This is a genomic window from Micromonospora sp. NPDC048843 (assembly GCF_040649965.1).
In the GTDB taxonomy this organism is placed as follows: domain Bacteria; phylum Actinomycetota; class Actinomycetes; order Mycobacteriales; family Micromonosporaceae; genus Micromonospora; species Micromonospora hortensis.
Genome location: NZ_JBEZGJ010000096.1, coordinates 1 through 12,804, shown reverse-complemented (window position 1 = coordinate 12,804; position 12,804 = coordinate 1). Strand labels below are relative to the sequence as shown.

General features: G+C 70.8%; 13 protein-coding genes. 8 read left to right on the top strand and 5 right to left on the bottom strand.

Features of this window, described 5'->3' with window-relative positions; genetic code table 11:
- Positions 1 to 21 precede the first annotated feature (21 nt).
- Both AB0C20_RS21815 and AB0C20_RS21810 read left to right on the top strand, forming a co-directional pair.
- Positions 22 to 444 (top strand): DUF2000 domain-containing protein, encoded by a 423-nt coding sequence (locus AB0C20_RS21815; RefSeq protein ID WP_357568616.1) that lies wholly within the window; start codon positions 22 to 24, stop codon positions 442 to 444.
- Between the two features lie 96 nt (positions 445 to 540).
- On the top strand, positions 541 to 2,154 hold the full coding sequence (locus AB0C20_RS21810; RefSeq protein WP_357568615.1) for a ricin-type beta-trefoil lectin domain protein: 1,614 nt from the start codon (positions 541 to 543) through the stop codon (positions 2,152 to 2,154).
- A 51-nt stretch (positions 2,155 to 2,205) separates the two neighbouring features.
- Here AB0C20_RS21810 and AB0C20_RS21805 read toward each other — a convergent pair whose 3' ends face one another.
- Complete coding sequence (locus AB0C20_RS21805) at positions 2,206 to 4,725, bottom strand: FtsX-like permease family protein (RefSeq protein WP_357568614.1); 2,520 nt, start codon at positions 4,723 to 4,725, stop codon at positions 2,206 to 2,208.
- Positions 4,726 to 4,733: 8 nt separating this feature from the next.
- The gene (locus AB0C20_RS21800) at positions 4,734 to 5,492 is read right to left on the bottom strand and encodes an ABC transporter ATP-binding protein (RefSeq protein ID WP_238682516.1); all 759 of its coding nucleotides are present in this window, start codon (positions 5,490 to 5,492) and stop codon (positions 4,734 to 4,736) included.
- A 146-nt stretch (positions 5,493 to 5,638) separates the two neighbouring features.
- Here AB0C20_RS21800 and AB0C20_RS21795 point away from each other — a divergent pair, with 146 nt between their 5' ends.
- The 3 genes from AB0C20_RS21795 to AB0C20_RS21785 all read left to right on the top strand — a co-directional run bounded on the left by AB0C20_RS21795 (position 5,639) and on the right by AB0C20_RS21785 (position 8,620).
- Positions 5,639 to 6,832, top strand: coding sequence for a histidine kinase (locus tag AB0C20_RS21795; RefSeq protein WP_357180218.1), 1,194 nt, complete (start codon positions 5,639 to 5,641; stop codon positions 6,830 to 6,832).
- A complete protein-coding gene (locus AB0C20_RS21790; protein WP_357180214.1) occupies positions 6,829 to 7,467 on the top strand; it encodes a response regulator transcription factor in 639 nt (212 codons plus the stop codon). The genes AB0C20_RS21795 and AB0C20_RS21790 overlap by 4 nt, the downstream gene beginning before the upstream one ends.
- Positions 7,468 to 7,555: 88 nt before the next feature.
- A complete protein-coding gene (locus tag AB0C20_RS21785; RefSeq protein ID WP_357180211.1) occupies positions 7,556 to 8,620 on the top strand; it encodes a cellulose binding domain-containing protein in 1,065 nt (354 codons plus the stop codon).
- On the opposite strand, the gene AB0C20_RS21780 is transcribed toward AB0C20_RS21785, so the two are convergent.
- Together AB0C20_RS21780 and AB0C20_RS21775 are read right to left on the bottom strand one after the other, a co-directional pair.
- On the bottom strand, positions 8,617 to 9,054 hold the full coding sequence (locus tag AB0C20_RS21780; protein WP_357180208.1) for a hypothetical protein: 438 nt from the start codon (positions 9,052 to 9,054) through the stop codon (positions 8,617 to 8,619). The genes AB0C20_RS21785 and AB0C20_RS21780 overlap by 4 nt on opposite strands.
- Complete coding sequence (locus AB0C20_RS21775; protein WP_357180205.1) at positions 9,051 to 9,722, bottom strand: helix-turn-helix domain-containing protein; 672 nt, start codon at positions 9,720 to 9,722, stop codon at positions 9,051 to 9,053. Before AB0C20_RS21775 ends, AB0C20_RS21780 begins: the two co-directional genes overlap by 4 nt.
- Positions 9,723 to 9,764: 42 nt before the next feature.
- Between AB0C20_RS21775 and AB0C20_RS21770 the strand changes: the two genes are divergently transcribed.
- Positions 9,765 to 10,181, top strand: coding sequence for a group III truncated hemoglobin (locus AB0C20_RS21770; protein ID WP_357568613.1), 417 nt, complete (start codon positions 9,765 to 9,767; stop codon positions 10,179 to 10,181).
- A gap of 53 nt (positions 10,182 to 10,234) precedes the next feature.
- Positions 10,235 to 11,638, top strand: coding sequence for a Si-specific NAD(P)(+) transhydrogenase (gene sthA, locus AB0C20_RS21765; RefSeq protein WP_357180198.1), 1,404 nt, complete (start codon positions 10,235 to 10,237; stop codon positions 11,636 to 11,638).
- On the opposite strand, the gene AB0C20_RS21760 is transcribed toward sthA, so the two are convergent.
- Positions 11,635 to 12,072, bottom strand: coding sequence for a MerR family transcriptional regulator (locus AB0C20_RS21760; protein WP_357568612.1), 438 nt, complete (start codon positions 12,070 to 12,072; stop codon positions 11,635 to 11,637). The genes sthA and AB0C20_RS21760 overlap by 4 nt on opposite strands.
- Here AB0C20_RS21760 and AB0C20_RS21755 point away from each other — a divergent pair.
- Positions 12,071 to 12,562, top strand: a complete 492-nt coding sequence (locus tag AB0C20_RS21755; protein WP_357180191.1) for a methyltransferase domain-containing protein — start codon at positions 12,071 to 12,073, stop codon at positions 12,560 to 12,562. The genes AB0C20_RS21760 and AB0C20_RS21755 overlap by 2 nt on opposite strands.
- Positions 12,563 to 12,804 lie beyond the last annotated feature (242 nt).

The window sequence follows — 12,804 nt, the reverse complement described above, 5'->3', positions numbered from 1 at the left end:
GGGGCGGGCAGGCTCGACGGCATGACCGAACCGATCCGCTTTCCCACCAAGATCGCCGTACTGCTCCGCAACGACCTGGCGAGCTGGCAACGGCTGAACGTCACGGCCTTCCTGGTCAGCGGTATCGCGAGCACGCTGCCGGAGCTGGTCGGCGAGGAGTACCGCGACGCGGACGGCACCAGCTACCTGCCCATGTTCGGCCAGCCGGTGCTGGTCTTCGCCGGTGACCGGGCGACGGTGGTCGGCGCGCACTCGCGCGCCCTGGCCCGTGGCCTGCGGCTGGCGATCTTCACGTCCGAGCTGTTCACCACCGGCAACGACCGGGACAACCGCGCCGCCGTGCAGGCGGTCGGACGGGAGAAGCTCGACCTGGTGGGCCTGGCGCTGCACGCGCCGCGCAACGTGGTGGACAAGGTGCTCAAGGGTGCGTCCATGCACCCGTAACGGCATCCGTGGCGACGAAGACATTGATATCGGTGTGTATGACTGTAATGATTAACACGCTTTACAGTTGTTTCGCCGCCCGGAAGGACCCCCCACATGGCGCGACGATCGGCCGGGCTCCTGCCCCGCCGCCCCCGCATCAGACTGACCTCCGCGCTCGCCGCGGCCCTGCTCGCCGTACCGACCGGCCTGATCGTCGGCGCATCGCCCGCGGCGGCGGCCGCGACGGGCGCCATCACCGGGTACGGCGGCAAGTGCGTCGACGTGGCCGCCGCGAACCCGGCCAACAACACACCGGTGCAGCTCTTCACCTGCAACGGCTCCACGGCACAACAGTGGACGGTGGCCGACGACGGCACGATCCGGGCGCTGGGCAGGTGCCTGGACATCGCCGCCGCCAGCACCGCCAACGGCGCCCGGGTGCAGATCTACGACTGCAACGGCACCGGAGCACAGCAGTGGTCGCCCAGCGCCGGGCAACTGGTCAACCCGACCTCGGGCAAGTGCCTCGACGCGACCGGCCCCAACTCGGCCGACGGCACCCCGCTGCAGATCTGGAGCTGCACCGGCACCGCCAACCAGACCTGGGCACTGCCCACCGGCGGCGGCACCACACCGCCGCCCTCCGGTGGTTTCACCCACCCGGGCGTGCTGGTCAGCCGAGGCCAGCTCGACTTCGTCCGTGGCCGGGTACAGGCCGGCGCGCAGCCGTGGGCGGCGGCCTACAACCAGATGATGGGCAGCCGGTACGCCTCCCTGTCGCGCACCCCGGCGCCCCGTTCGGTGGTCGAGTGCGGTTCCTACTCCAACCCGAACAACGGCTGCACCGACGAGCGGGAGGACGCGATCGCCGCGTACACCGACGCGCTCGCCTGGTACGTCACCGGTGACGCCCGGTACGCGCAGAAGTCGATCCAGATCATGGACGCGTGGTCGGCCACCATCACCGCCCACACCGGCAGCAACGCCCCACTGCAGACCGGCTGGGCCGCCTCGGTCTGGCCCCGGGCCGCCGAGATCATCAAGTACACGTACACGAGTTGGCCCAACGCCAACCGCTTCGCCACCATGCTGCGCAACGTCTACCTGCCTGTGGTGCGCAACGGGTCGAACAGCAATGGCAACTGGGAACTGACGATGATGGAGGCCGCCGTCGGCATCTCGGTCTTCCTGGAGGACCGGTCCGCCTACGACGCGGCGGTCAGCCGCTTCCTCAACCGCACCCGTGCCTTCGTCTACCTGCCCAGCGACGGCGCGTTGCCGTACACGATGCCCGGCAGCGGCCTGGACACCAGCGCGGAGATCATCGGCTACTGGCAGGGCCAGTCCACCTTCGTCGCCGGCCTCGCCCAGGAGACCTGCCGCGACTTCGTCCACACCGGGTACGGGATCTCCGCCATCTCGCACGTCGCGGAGACCTTACGGATCCAGGGACGGGACCTGTACCCACAGGTCGGTGAGCGGCTGCGTCAGGCGCTCGGCTTCCACTCGCGCTACCAGCTCGGCGAGGCGCCACCCTCCTGGCTCTGCGGCGGCAGCCTCACCCGGGGCCTCGGGCCGATCACCGAGGTCGGCTTCAACGCGATGAGCACCCGGCTGGGCAACGTCATGACCAACACCCAGACCCTCACGCTGCAACAACGCCCGGCCGGCACCAACAACCTCTTCGTCGCCTGGGAGACGCTGACCCACGCCAACAACCCCAACTGACCAAGCCGTCGTGGGGTGGCGCCACGATGCGGTGCCACCCCACGACGGTGCTCAGTTGTCGGCCCCCAGCGCCTCCACCGGGCTGACCCGCGACGCCCGACGGGCCGGTAGCACCCCGGCCAGCGCGGTCAGCCCGACCAGCACCACGAAGAGCCCCGCCAGCGGCAGCAGCGGCGCGGTCAGCGGAGCCTCGATCCCGAGGGTCTGGACCGCCAACCAGGCGTACGGAATGCCGAGCACCAGGCCGATGGTCGCGCCGATCACCCCGTACAGGCCGGACTCGACGGTGAGCATGGTGCGCAGACCGGTCCGGGACAGCCCGATCGCCCGGAGCAAACCGGACTCGCGTACCCGCTCCACCACCGAGAGCGCGGTCGTGGAGCCCACGCCGACCACAGCGATCAGCACGGTCAGGCTGACCAGACCGACAGCGATCCAGACCAGGGTGCGCACCAACGCGTCGTTGCGGTCCCGTTCGTCGGCGAGCACCGCGAGGCCCACCCCGTCGCTGCCACCGATCGCCTGCCGCAGCGCCCGCACGCCGGCGGTACGACCGTCCTCGCCGGCGCCGGCCGCATCGGCCAGCAGACCGCTGTACGCGGCCGGCACACCGAGCCGGTCCAGGTCGCCCGGATCGGCGAGGATGCCCGCGTGTAGCGGCCCGTCACCGGGCAGGACCGCGACCACCCGCACGTCGACACTGCCGGTGGCGACGGCGAGCGTGACCGTGTCGCCGGCCCGCAGACCCGCGTCCCGCGCGACCCAGCTGTTGAGCACGATCCGGCCGGGGCCACGATCGGTCAGGCTGCCCTGGGCCACGTCCAGGGCGCCGGTGCTCGGCAGCGCGGCCAGGTTCAGGTCGCTGGTCGGATAACCGGCCTCGACGTCGCCGAGCTTGTCCGCGCCGCGCAGCAGCGTGGCGTCACCGACCATCCGGTACGGCACCACCCTCGCCAGCGCGCCGCGCGCCGCCTCGGCCCGGGTCACGACGGCCGGCGGGAGCGTCCCACCGTTGCTGGTGACCTCGAAGTCGGTCGGGGCCGAGAGCGCCATCTCGCGGTCGGCGAGGATCTGCAGCGACGCGCCGCCGATGACCACCCCGGAGATCAGGGTCACGCCGAGCGCGACCACGACAGAGACCGCAGCGGCGCGGCGCGGCGTCCCGCCGATCCCGCCGACCGACATCCGCCCGAGCGGCCCGAGCTGGCGCAGCGGCCAACCCACCACTGCCAGCACCGGGCGTACCAGCAGCGGCCCGAGGGCCACCAGCGCGAAGAACGCCAACGCGCCGGACCCGACCAGCAGGAACAGTGGCATCGACGGGTCGTAGTCCGACTGCTCCGGCTTCGGCAACTGACTGATCGTCCCGACCGCCGCCAGAACCGCGCCGACGGCCAGGAGCAGCCCGAAGACCAGACGCAGCACACCGATGCCGCGACGGCCGGCGGTGACGCTCGCCGCCCGCAGTGCCTCCAGTGGGGAGACCCGGGCGGCTGACAGCGCCGGCGCCAGCACGGCCAGCACGGTGATCACGACGGCACCGATCACCACAGTGACCGCCTCCGCCAGTGGCAGGCCCGGCGAGGAGACCTCGTGGCCGGTGGCGCGCAGGATCGCCGGCAGCGCGTACCCGAGAGTGAGGGCGCTGGCGACCCCGACGACGCCGGCGACCAGCCCGGTCAGGGCTCCCTCGGCGGTCAGGGCCCCCACCAGGGTGGCCCGACTCGCGCCGACCGCCCGCAGCAGCGCGAGCTGCCGCATCCGCTGCGCGAAGACGATGCGGAAGGTCGAGGTGACCACCAGCGCGGCAGCGACGACAGCGACGGAGACGAACATGCCGACCAGGATGAAGAGTCTCCCGACCTGTTGGGCCGCAGCCTGGGCCTCGGCCTCGCGCACCTCGGCGCCGGAGCGGATCGGCTGGCCGGCGACCGCTGCTGTCACCCGTTGGCGGACCGCGTCGGTCGAGGCGCCGGGGGGCACCCGCACGTCGACGCGCTCCACAGTCGTCAGGCGCGCCCAGGCGATCACGGCGCTGTCCGGGGCGTACGCGTCGTAGCCGGCGTCGACGCCGCTCTCCACCAGGCCGGTCACTGTGAGCGGGGCGGGCGTGGTGAGTTCACCGCCGGTGCCGCTGGTGGTGGTGCCGACCGAGAGCCCGAGCCGTTCGGCGGTACGCGGCGTGATCGCGATCTCGCCGGGCTGATCCGGGTAGCTGCCCTCGATCACCCGGACCGTGCTCAGCGGGCCGGTACCCGGATCGGACTGGAGGTTGAGGTACCCCTCGCCGATGGAGACCCCCGTCGAGACCCGGGCCACCGCCTCGGCCACCCCGGGCACGGCCCGGATCTGCCGCACGTCGGCCACTGCGGGTGGCGGCACGTCGACGCTGCCGATCACCAGGTCGGTGACGGCCGGGGTGCCGCTGAGGTTGTCCCGCACGGTCCGTTCGGTGATCTGCTGCACCAGCACGGTGCCGAAGACGACGAACGACGCGACCAGGATCGCCAGGCCGGTCAGGATCAGCCGGCCCGGCCGCCGGGCCGCGGCGGTCGTCTGGGTACGCAGCACCGTCGCCCTCATCGGCGGGCCGCCAGGTCACGCAGGGCGTCGGTGACCGACACCTGGTTCGGCTTGTCGATCTCGCCGGCCAGTCGCCCGTCGGCGAGCAGCACCACCCGATCGGCGTATGCGGCGGCGATCGGGTCGTGGGTGACCATGACGACGGTCTGGCCGAGGTCGCGTACCGAGTCGCGCAGGATGGTGAGCACCTCCGCGCCGGAGCGGGAGTCGAGGTTGCCGGTCGGCTCGTCGGCGAAGACCACCTCGGGCCGCGCCACCAGCGCCCGGGCCAGCGCCACCCGCTGCTGCTGGCCGCCGGACAACTCGCTGGGCCGGTGGTTGAGGCGGTCGCCGAGGCCCAGCACCCGCACCAGGTGCGCGAGGAGTTCGGCGTCGGGCTGCCGACCCGCGAGGTCCAGCGGCAGCGTGATGTTCTGCGCGGCGGTGAGCTGCGGCAGCAGGTTGAAGGACTGGAAGACGAAACCGATCCGCTCCCGGCGTACCCGGGTCAGCGTCCGGTCCGACTGGCCGGTCAGCTCCGTGCCGCCGAGCAGGACGCGACCGGAGGTGGCCGTGTCGAGACCGGCGAGGCAGTGCATCAGTGTCGACTTGCCGGACCCGGACGAGCCCATGATCGCGGTGAACTCGGCCCGGCCGAAGCCGACCGAGACCCCGTCCAGGGCACGGACGGCGGTGTCGCCGCTGCCGTACACCTTCACCAGGTCGACCGCGGCGACCGCGGCGTGGCTGGTCTCCGGCGGGGCGTGGGTTGTCATCGTTCCTCCAGTGGCTGCGTGGTGACCGGCAAAGCGTCGCCGCCACCGGCGGGTGGGCGCATCGGCCCGGGGCCGGGTATCGCCGGTGCCGGGTCTGCCTTTTGGCCGATCCGTCACCTCCACCGGGCTGGCTACGCTGGGTCACCATGAGCACGCCGGATCTTCGACGATGGTGGGTACGCCTGGCCCAGGCCGCCGGGCTGGTGGCCATGGGGCTGCTCGTCCTCTTCGACCTGCGGTTCGGCGCGCCGGAGAGCCTGGCCGCTCTCCTGCTCCTGCTGGTGCGGATGGGGCTGGCGATGGCGACGGTGCCGCTCTGGCTGCCGGTGCACCGGCTGGGTTCGCGGCTGCTGCCGCTGGCCGCGCTGGTGCTCGCCTGCGCCTCACTGGCCGTGACGGCAGCCGTCCTGGTCGTCTTCAACGGCAGATATCTGATGAGCAGTAGCTGGGGGCTCGCCGAGTCGGCCGGGTTGATCGGGGTGGTCTTCGTGGTGGCCCGCTGGGGTGCGCCGCGGCTCGCCCCGTGGGCGGCGGTGGCCGCCGGGCTCGCCGTGGCCGCGTTACCGCTGCGCGTCGGCACCGAGAGCCTGCTGGTGATCTTCGGGTTGCTCCAGGTGCTCGCCGCGGCCGGCGCCGCCGGGGTGGGGCTCTACCTGCGGATCGTGGCCGCCGGACGAGACCGGGCCATCGCGCTGGTCCGGGCCGAGCAGCGTGCCGAGTTCGCCCGGGACCTGCACGACTTCATCGCCCACCACGTCACCGGCATCGTGGTGCAGGCACAGGGTGCCCGGTTCGTCGCCGAGCAGGACCCGCAACGGGTGATCGTCGCACTGGAGCAGATCGAGCGGGCCGGCGCGGAGACGATGGCCTCGATGCGGCGGATGGTCGGCATCCTGCGCAACCCGGACGCGCCGCCGGACGCGCCGCTGGCGCCACTCGCCGGGGTGACCGAGCTGGAGCCGCTACTGACCGGATTCAACGGCGCGGCGAACGCGCCGGCTCGACTGCACGTCGACGGCGATCTGAACGGACTACCTGTGGAGGTGTCGACGTCCGCGTACCGGGTGGTGATGGAAGGGCTGACCAACACCCGCCAGCACGCGCCGGACGCCCGGTCCGTGTCCGTGGCCGTTCGGCGTACCCCGGACTGGTTGCTGGTCCGGGTCGCCGACGACGGCGCGTCGCCGCGGACCGCGCCGGCGCGGGGGCACGGCTTCGGCCTGATCGGCCTCACCGAGCGGGTACGCGCCCTCGGCGGCACGATCACCGCCGGGCCCGGCGTCGCCGGTGGTTGGGTGCTCGACGCGGCGTTCCCGCTCCGGGTGGCGGTGGCCCGGTGATCCGGGTGCTGATCGCCGACGACCAGGCCATGGTCCGGACCGGCTTCGGCATGATCATTGGTGCCCAGTCGGACATGGAGGTGGTCGGCGAGGCCGCCGACGGCGTCCAGGCCGTCGAACTGGCCCGACGACTGCGCCCGGACGTGGTGCTGCTGGACATCCGGATGCCCCGCCTCGACGGTCTCGAGGCTTTGCGGCTGCTCGCGGGGCCGGGCGTCGCCGACCCGATCCGGGTGGTCGTCGTGACGACCTTCGACCTCGACGAGTACGTGCACACAGCGCTTTCCAACGGCGCGTGCGGCTTCCTGCTCAAGGACTCCGGCCCGGCCCTGCTGGTGGAGGCGGTCCGCGCGGCCGTGTCCGGCGACGCGCTGATCAGCCCCTCGATCACGGTACGTCTGTTGGAGCACCTCAGCTCGCCATCCCCGGCGCGCGACGACGGTGGCCTGTCGCCACGGGAACTCGACGTGGTGAAGCTCGTCGCCAGGGGCCTGACCAATGCCGAGATCGCCACCCAGCTCTTCATCGCCGTGGGCACCGTCAAGACCCACCTGGCGAGCGTGCAGATGAAACTCAAGGCCCGCAACCGGGTCGAGATCGCCGCCTGGGCCTGGGAACGCCGCCTCGTCGGCTGACGGGACACCGACCTGGCCACAGCTGCCCTAAAATTTAGGTCAGTCTATGCCTGGTCCGCTGCGGACACCCGGAAGCGAGGACTTCATCGTGCGTCATCATCCGTTCCGAGGTATCCGGTCCAGGGCCGCCGCGATGATCGCGTGCACACTGACAGCAACCCTGGTCGCGGCGGGCGCGACCCCGGCGTACGCCGCCGCCGACGACACCGAACGACCCACCGCACCCGGCCCGATCACAGTCGTCGCCATCGACACCACCTCGGTCGAGCTGACCTGGGCGGCCTCGACCGACGACGTGGGGGTGGTCCGCTACCCGGTCGGCGCGCGATTCGAGGACTCCGGCGCCCAGTATTCGACCGACACCAACAGCATCCGGATCACCAACCTGCGGCCCTCGCGCACGTACACCTTCTCGGTGTGGGCTCTGGACGCGGCCGGCAACAGTTCAGTGTCGAACCCGACCCTGCGGCTGACCATGCCACCAGGGGACGACCAACCGCCGAGCGCGCCGGGTCAACCGGTGGCGTACGACGTCGCCGCCACACTGGTGTGGCTTCGCTGGGCCCCCTCGGTCGAGAACGTCGTGCTGGATCGGTACGAGGTGTTCCGGGTCGATGCCGGCGGCACGCTCACCCGGGTCCGCGAGCTGTACCAGTACCCGCCCACGCCCACCATGACCCAGATCAGCGGGCTGACGCCGAACACCACGTACACCTTCGTGGTGCGGGCCCGCGACGAGGTCGGAAACCTGTCCCCGCTGTCCGCGCCGGTCACTGTCACCACCCTGCCGCCGCCGCCGAGCTGCGCGGTCCGATCCGCCGTACGGCAGTGGCCGGACGGCTTCGTGGCCCACCTCGTCGTCGAGAACACCGGCACCACTGCGGTCGAGGGGTGGACGATGACGTGGCGGTTCTGGGCCAGCCAGCAGGTCCACGGCATCTGGGGCGCGACGGTCGTCGACCGCCTCAACAACAGCTACCTGCGGGTGCGCAACACCGGTCGCAACGCCGTGATCCCGCCCGGCGGCACTGTGTCGCTGGGGCTCGTCGCCTCCGGCACGCAACTGCCGGAGGAGATCACGCTGAACGGCGGCCTCTGCACAGTGGCAGACGAACAACACTCGACTGCGCCTCGTCGGCTGAGCGACGTCTAGCGGGTGAGGCGTGCGATGAGGGAAGCGCCGAGAAGCACCAGGATCGCAACCTTGAGCACTTCGAGCCCGATGTAGCCCAGGTGCAGGACGGACGGCGGTGGCTGGTGGCCGTCGATGATGAGCTGGGCACGTCGGTCGAGCAGTGGGCGCAGGACGACGGCCTGGGTGAGCAGGATCAGCCACAGCCCACCGAGCGCGCTCCATCGAGCGGGGCCGATCGCGGAACCGAGCACTGTGATGGTCAACGCCGCCAGTAGGGCGATCTCGGCGATGTTCAGGCCGCGGAACACCAGACGACCGATGCCGAGGCCGAGGGGCAGGGTGATGCCGGGCGCCCGGAACTTCAGTGGCGCCTCGATGAACGAGATGGCCAGCACCATACCGAGCCACAGGAAAGGCAGGGCGAGTTGCAGTGACTCTCTGATCCTGGTCATGAGGGTGTGGTTCCTTCGGGGCGGAGGATGTGGGCGAGGCACACGCCGGGACGGGCGAACGGCACGAGCTCCGTGGTGTTGCCGGGGCCGACCGCCTCGGCGGCGGCCTGCAGGAGCCCGCGGTGCAGGCCGCACACGACGTCCGGGTGCTCCCGGGCGACAGTGATGAACGGGCAGGTGGGCAGCTCTATCCGGCTGACTGCGGGCTCCTCGACGGTGACGACCGGCTCGAAGCCCAGCTCGGTGAACAGCGCCACGACGCGCGTGGTTGCCGCGGCGAGCGGATCGGCGCCGTCGGCGGGTGGGCTGACAGTGGTGGAGCGCAGCCAGGACCGGCCGGCCGCCTCCGCGAGGTCCTCCACGCCTCGCCTGTCGATCTCGGCGGCCAGCAGCTCGCTGAGGAACTGGTAGCCGGACGCCGGGATCGCCGGAACGACACTGCGGTAGACGGTCTGGGGGCGCCCTCGGCCACGCGGCTGCCCCGGGCCGGCGACGACGAACCCCGCCTGCACCAGAACGGCAAGGTGGAAGCGGACGGTGTTGGGGTGCAGGCCGCTGACGGCGGCCAGTTCCTTGAGATCCATGGCACGACCAGCGACGCGCAGCTCATCAAGGAGACGGCGGCGGCTGGGGATCGCCAGTGCGCCGAAGGTCACGTGTGAATCCACGCGGCTATTTTATACGATGAGCGTCGTGAGAAAGGGGCGACCGTGACGACCGACATCTCCCACCGCGCCGATATCGCCGCCGTGGTGACCGAGTTCTACGCCCGGGCCTTCGCCGACGACCTACTCGGCCCGGTCTTCATCGACGTGGCACGAATGGACCTGCCCGCCCACCTGCCGATCATGTGCGACTTCTGGGAGACCGTGCTGTTCCGAACGGGCTCCTACCAGCGCAACGCCCTGAAGCTGCACGTCGACCTGCATCGCAGGGAACCGCTGACCGATCGACACTTCGAGCGCTGGCTGACGCTGTGGTGCGCCACCATCGATGACCGGCACACCGGCCCCAAGGCGGAGCTGGCCAAGCTCCAGGCAAGCCGAATCGCCCAGTCCATGCTCCGCCGACTGGCCGGCGGCACGGGCAGCGAACACCACACCATCCGCGCGGTGGCAGACAAGTAACACTCGCGCACGAGGTCTGGCGCGCGCCGCGACAACTTGCGACGCTAGCGCCTGTGTATGACTACGACCTGTTGGTGCTGGGCTCCGGACCCAGCGGTCAGAAGGCCGCGATCGCTGCCGCCAAGCTCGGCAGGCGGGTCGGCATCGTGGACCGCCGCGACATGATCGGTGGGGTGTGCATCAACACCGGCACCATCCCCTCCAAGACACTGCGCGAGGCAGTGCTCTACCTGACCGGCCTGAGCCAGCGGGACCTCTACGGCAGCAGCTACCGGGTCAAGGAGGAGATCACGGTCAGCGACCTGGCCGCCCGGACCCAGCACGTCATCACCCGACAGACCGACGTCATCCGCAATCAACTGGCCCGCAACCGGGTCGCGATGATCACCGGCACCGGGCGTTTCGCCGACGCGCACTCGATCTGGGTCGACGGTGGCTCCGGTCGCGAGTCCAAGGTGACCTTCGACAAGATCGTCATCGCCGCGGGCACCCGCCCGGCCCGCCCGGACAGCGTCGACTTCGACGACCGGACGATCGTGGACTCCGACGGCGTCATCAACCTCCAGGCCGTACCCCGCAGCATGGTCGTGGTCGGCGCCGGCGTGATCGGCATGGAGTACGCCTCGATGTTCGCCGCCCTCGGCACCAAGGTGACTGTGGTGGAGCGCCGCGAGCGGATGTTGGATTTCTGCGACGACGAGGTCGTCGAGTCACTCAAGTACCACCTACGTGACCTGTCCGTGGCGTTCCGCTTCGGCGAGGAGGTGGCCGCCGTGGAAAAGCACCAGACGGCGGCGCTGTGCATCCTCAAGAGCGGCAAGAAGATCGTCGCCGACACGGTGATGTACTCGGCCGGGCGGCAGGGCCAGACCGACGACCTGGCACTGGAGGCGGCCGGACTGGAGGCGGATCGACGCGGCCGGATCACTGTCGACGCCAACTACCGCACCTCGGTGGAGAACATCTACGCCGTCGGCGACGTGATCGGCTTCCCCGCGCTCGCGTCCACCTCGATGGAGCAGGGCCGGCTGGCCGCACAACACGCCTGCGGCGAACCGATCCGGGAGATGCACGGCCTACAACCGATCGGCATCTACACGATCCCGGAGATCAGCTTCGTCGGGCAGACCGAAGCACAGCTCACCGAGAGCTCCACACCGTTCGAGGTGGGCATCGCCCGCTACCGCGAGTTGGCCCGGGGTCAGATCGTGGGCGACTCGTACGGCATGCTGAAGCTGCTCGTCTCCCCCGAAGACGGCCGGCTGCTCGGGGTGCACGTCTTCGGCACCGCCGCCACCGAGATCGTCCACATCGGTCAGGCCGTGATGGGCTGCGGCGGCACTATCGACTACCTGGTCGACACGGTGTTCAACTACCCGACGCTGGCCGAGGCGTACAAGGTCGCCGCCCTGGACGCGTCCAACAAGATCCGCAACATCACCCGCATCGACGGTTAGCCACCGCCTCCGACCTCCACCAGCTCCGCCAGATGGGCGCGGTAGTTCGGGCAGATCGAGATGTCCTCGTGTGAGCAGGTCAGCCCGGCCTCAAGCAGATCGAGTGCCGACCGCAGCGCCGCCATCCTGGCTTGGAGCGAGCTGTGGTTGCGGCGCAGCACGTCCTTGCGGGCGGCCGGGTCGCGCGCGGCGAGGAACGCCCGGATGTCGGGCAGCGGCAGGCCGGCCTGCTTCGCGCGCAGGATCGAGGCAACCCGGAACAGGTCGTCGCGGGTGTAGCGGCGACGGCCGCCGGTGACCCGGGCGGGACAGAGCAGGCCCACCGATTCCCAGTGCCGCAGGACGTGCGCCGGCAGGCCGAAGTGGTCGGCCACTTCGCCGATAGTCATCGGGCTTGACTTCATGTCGACATTAAGTCCGACGATGGCGGGCATGTCCAGTCTTCTTGCTGTCCTCGATGCCATCGAGAGCGCGCCTGCGGCCGTCCAACTGCGCACCCGTTCCTACGAGTTGCTCGGCGACCTCGCCGGCCGAACCGTCGTCGACGCCGGCTGTGGCAGTGGCCGCGCCGTCGCCGAGCTGGCCGAGCGCGGCGCCCACGCGGTCGGCGTCGACCTCGACCCCGAGATGATCGCCGTGGCCCGACAGCGTTGGCCTGCCGGCGAGTTCCGTGTCGGCGACGCCGCCGAGTTACCGCTTGAGAGCGGATCGGTGGCCTTCTACCGGGCGGACAAGGTGTTGCACGTGCTCGACGACCCAGCGCGAGCCGTGGCCGAGGCCCGCCGGGTGCTCGCACCGGGCGGCCGGGCCGTCCTGCTCGGCCAGGACTGGGACATGATCGCCATTGACTCGGATGAGCCGGAAACCACTCGTCGGCTGGTCCTCGTCGTCGTGCCGATGTTCCTCGTCGCCGCCCAGGCCTGAGAGGGAAGGTGGGTCGAACTCGGTGAACTGCTCCCCCACCGATGTCGGTGCTGCCCGCTACCGTGCCGGCACTGTTGCGCCGAGGCACAGCGCCATGCCGGCACCGAGCGGCTGACCCGCGAGCACCTGGCCGCGATCGAGGGGCTGGCGGAGCAGAGATGGTTCGGCCCCACGTCCCCCACTGCCCTCGGTGATCAAGAGGTTTGCGTCATCCTGTCTGGCGTGGCGTGACGCGAACCTCT

What these genes read in the sequence shown, in the direction of transcription:
- AB0C20_RS21815 (WP_357568616.1), top strand. Translation starts at nt 22, where the DNA reads ATGACCGAACCGATCCGCTTTCCCACCAAGATCGCCGTACTGCTCCGC.
- AB0C20_RS21810 (WP_357568615.1), top strand. Translation starts at nt 541, where the DNA reads ATGGCGCGACGATCGGCCGGGCTCCTGCCCCGCCGCCCCCGCATCAGA.
- AB0C20_RS21800 (WP_238682516.1), bottom strand. Translation starts at nt 5,492, where the DNA reads ATGACAACCCACGCCCCGCCGGAGACCAGCCACGCCGCGGTCGCCGCG.
- AB0C20_RS21795 (WP_357180218.1), top strand. Translation starts at nt 5,639, where the DNA reads ATGAGCACGCCGGATCTTCGACGATGGTGGGTACGCCTGGCCCAGGCC.
- AB0C20_RS21780 (WP_357180208.1), bottom strand. Translation starts at nt 9,054, where the DNA reads ATGACCAGGATCAGAGAGTCACTGCAACTCGCCCTGCCTTTCCTGTGG.
- AB0C20_RS21755 (WP_357180191.1), top strand. Translation starts at nt 12,071, where the DNA reads ATGTCCAGTCTTCTTGCTGTCCTCGATGCCATCGAGAGCGCGCCTGCG.
- AB0C20_RS21760 (WP_357568612.1), bottom strand. Translation starts at nt 12,072, where the DNA reads ATGCCCGCCATCGTCGGACTTAATGTCGACATGAAGTCAAGCCCGATG.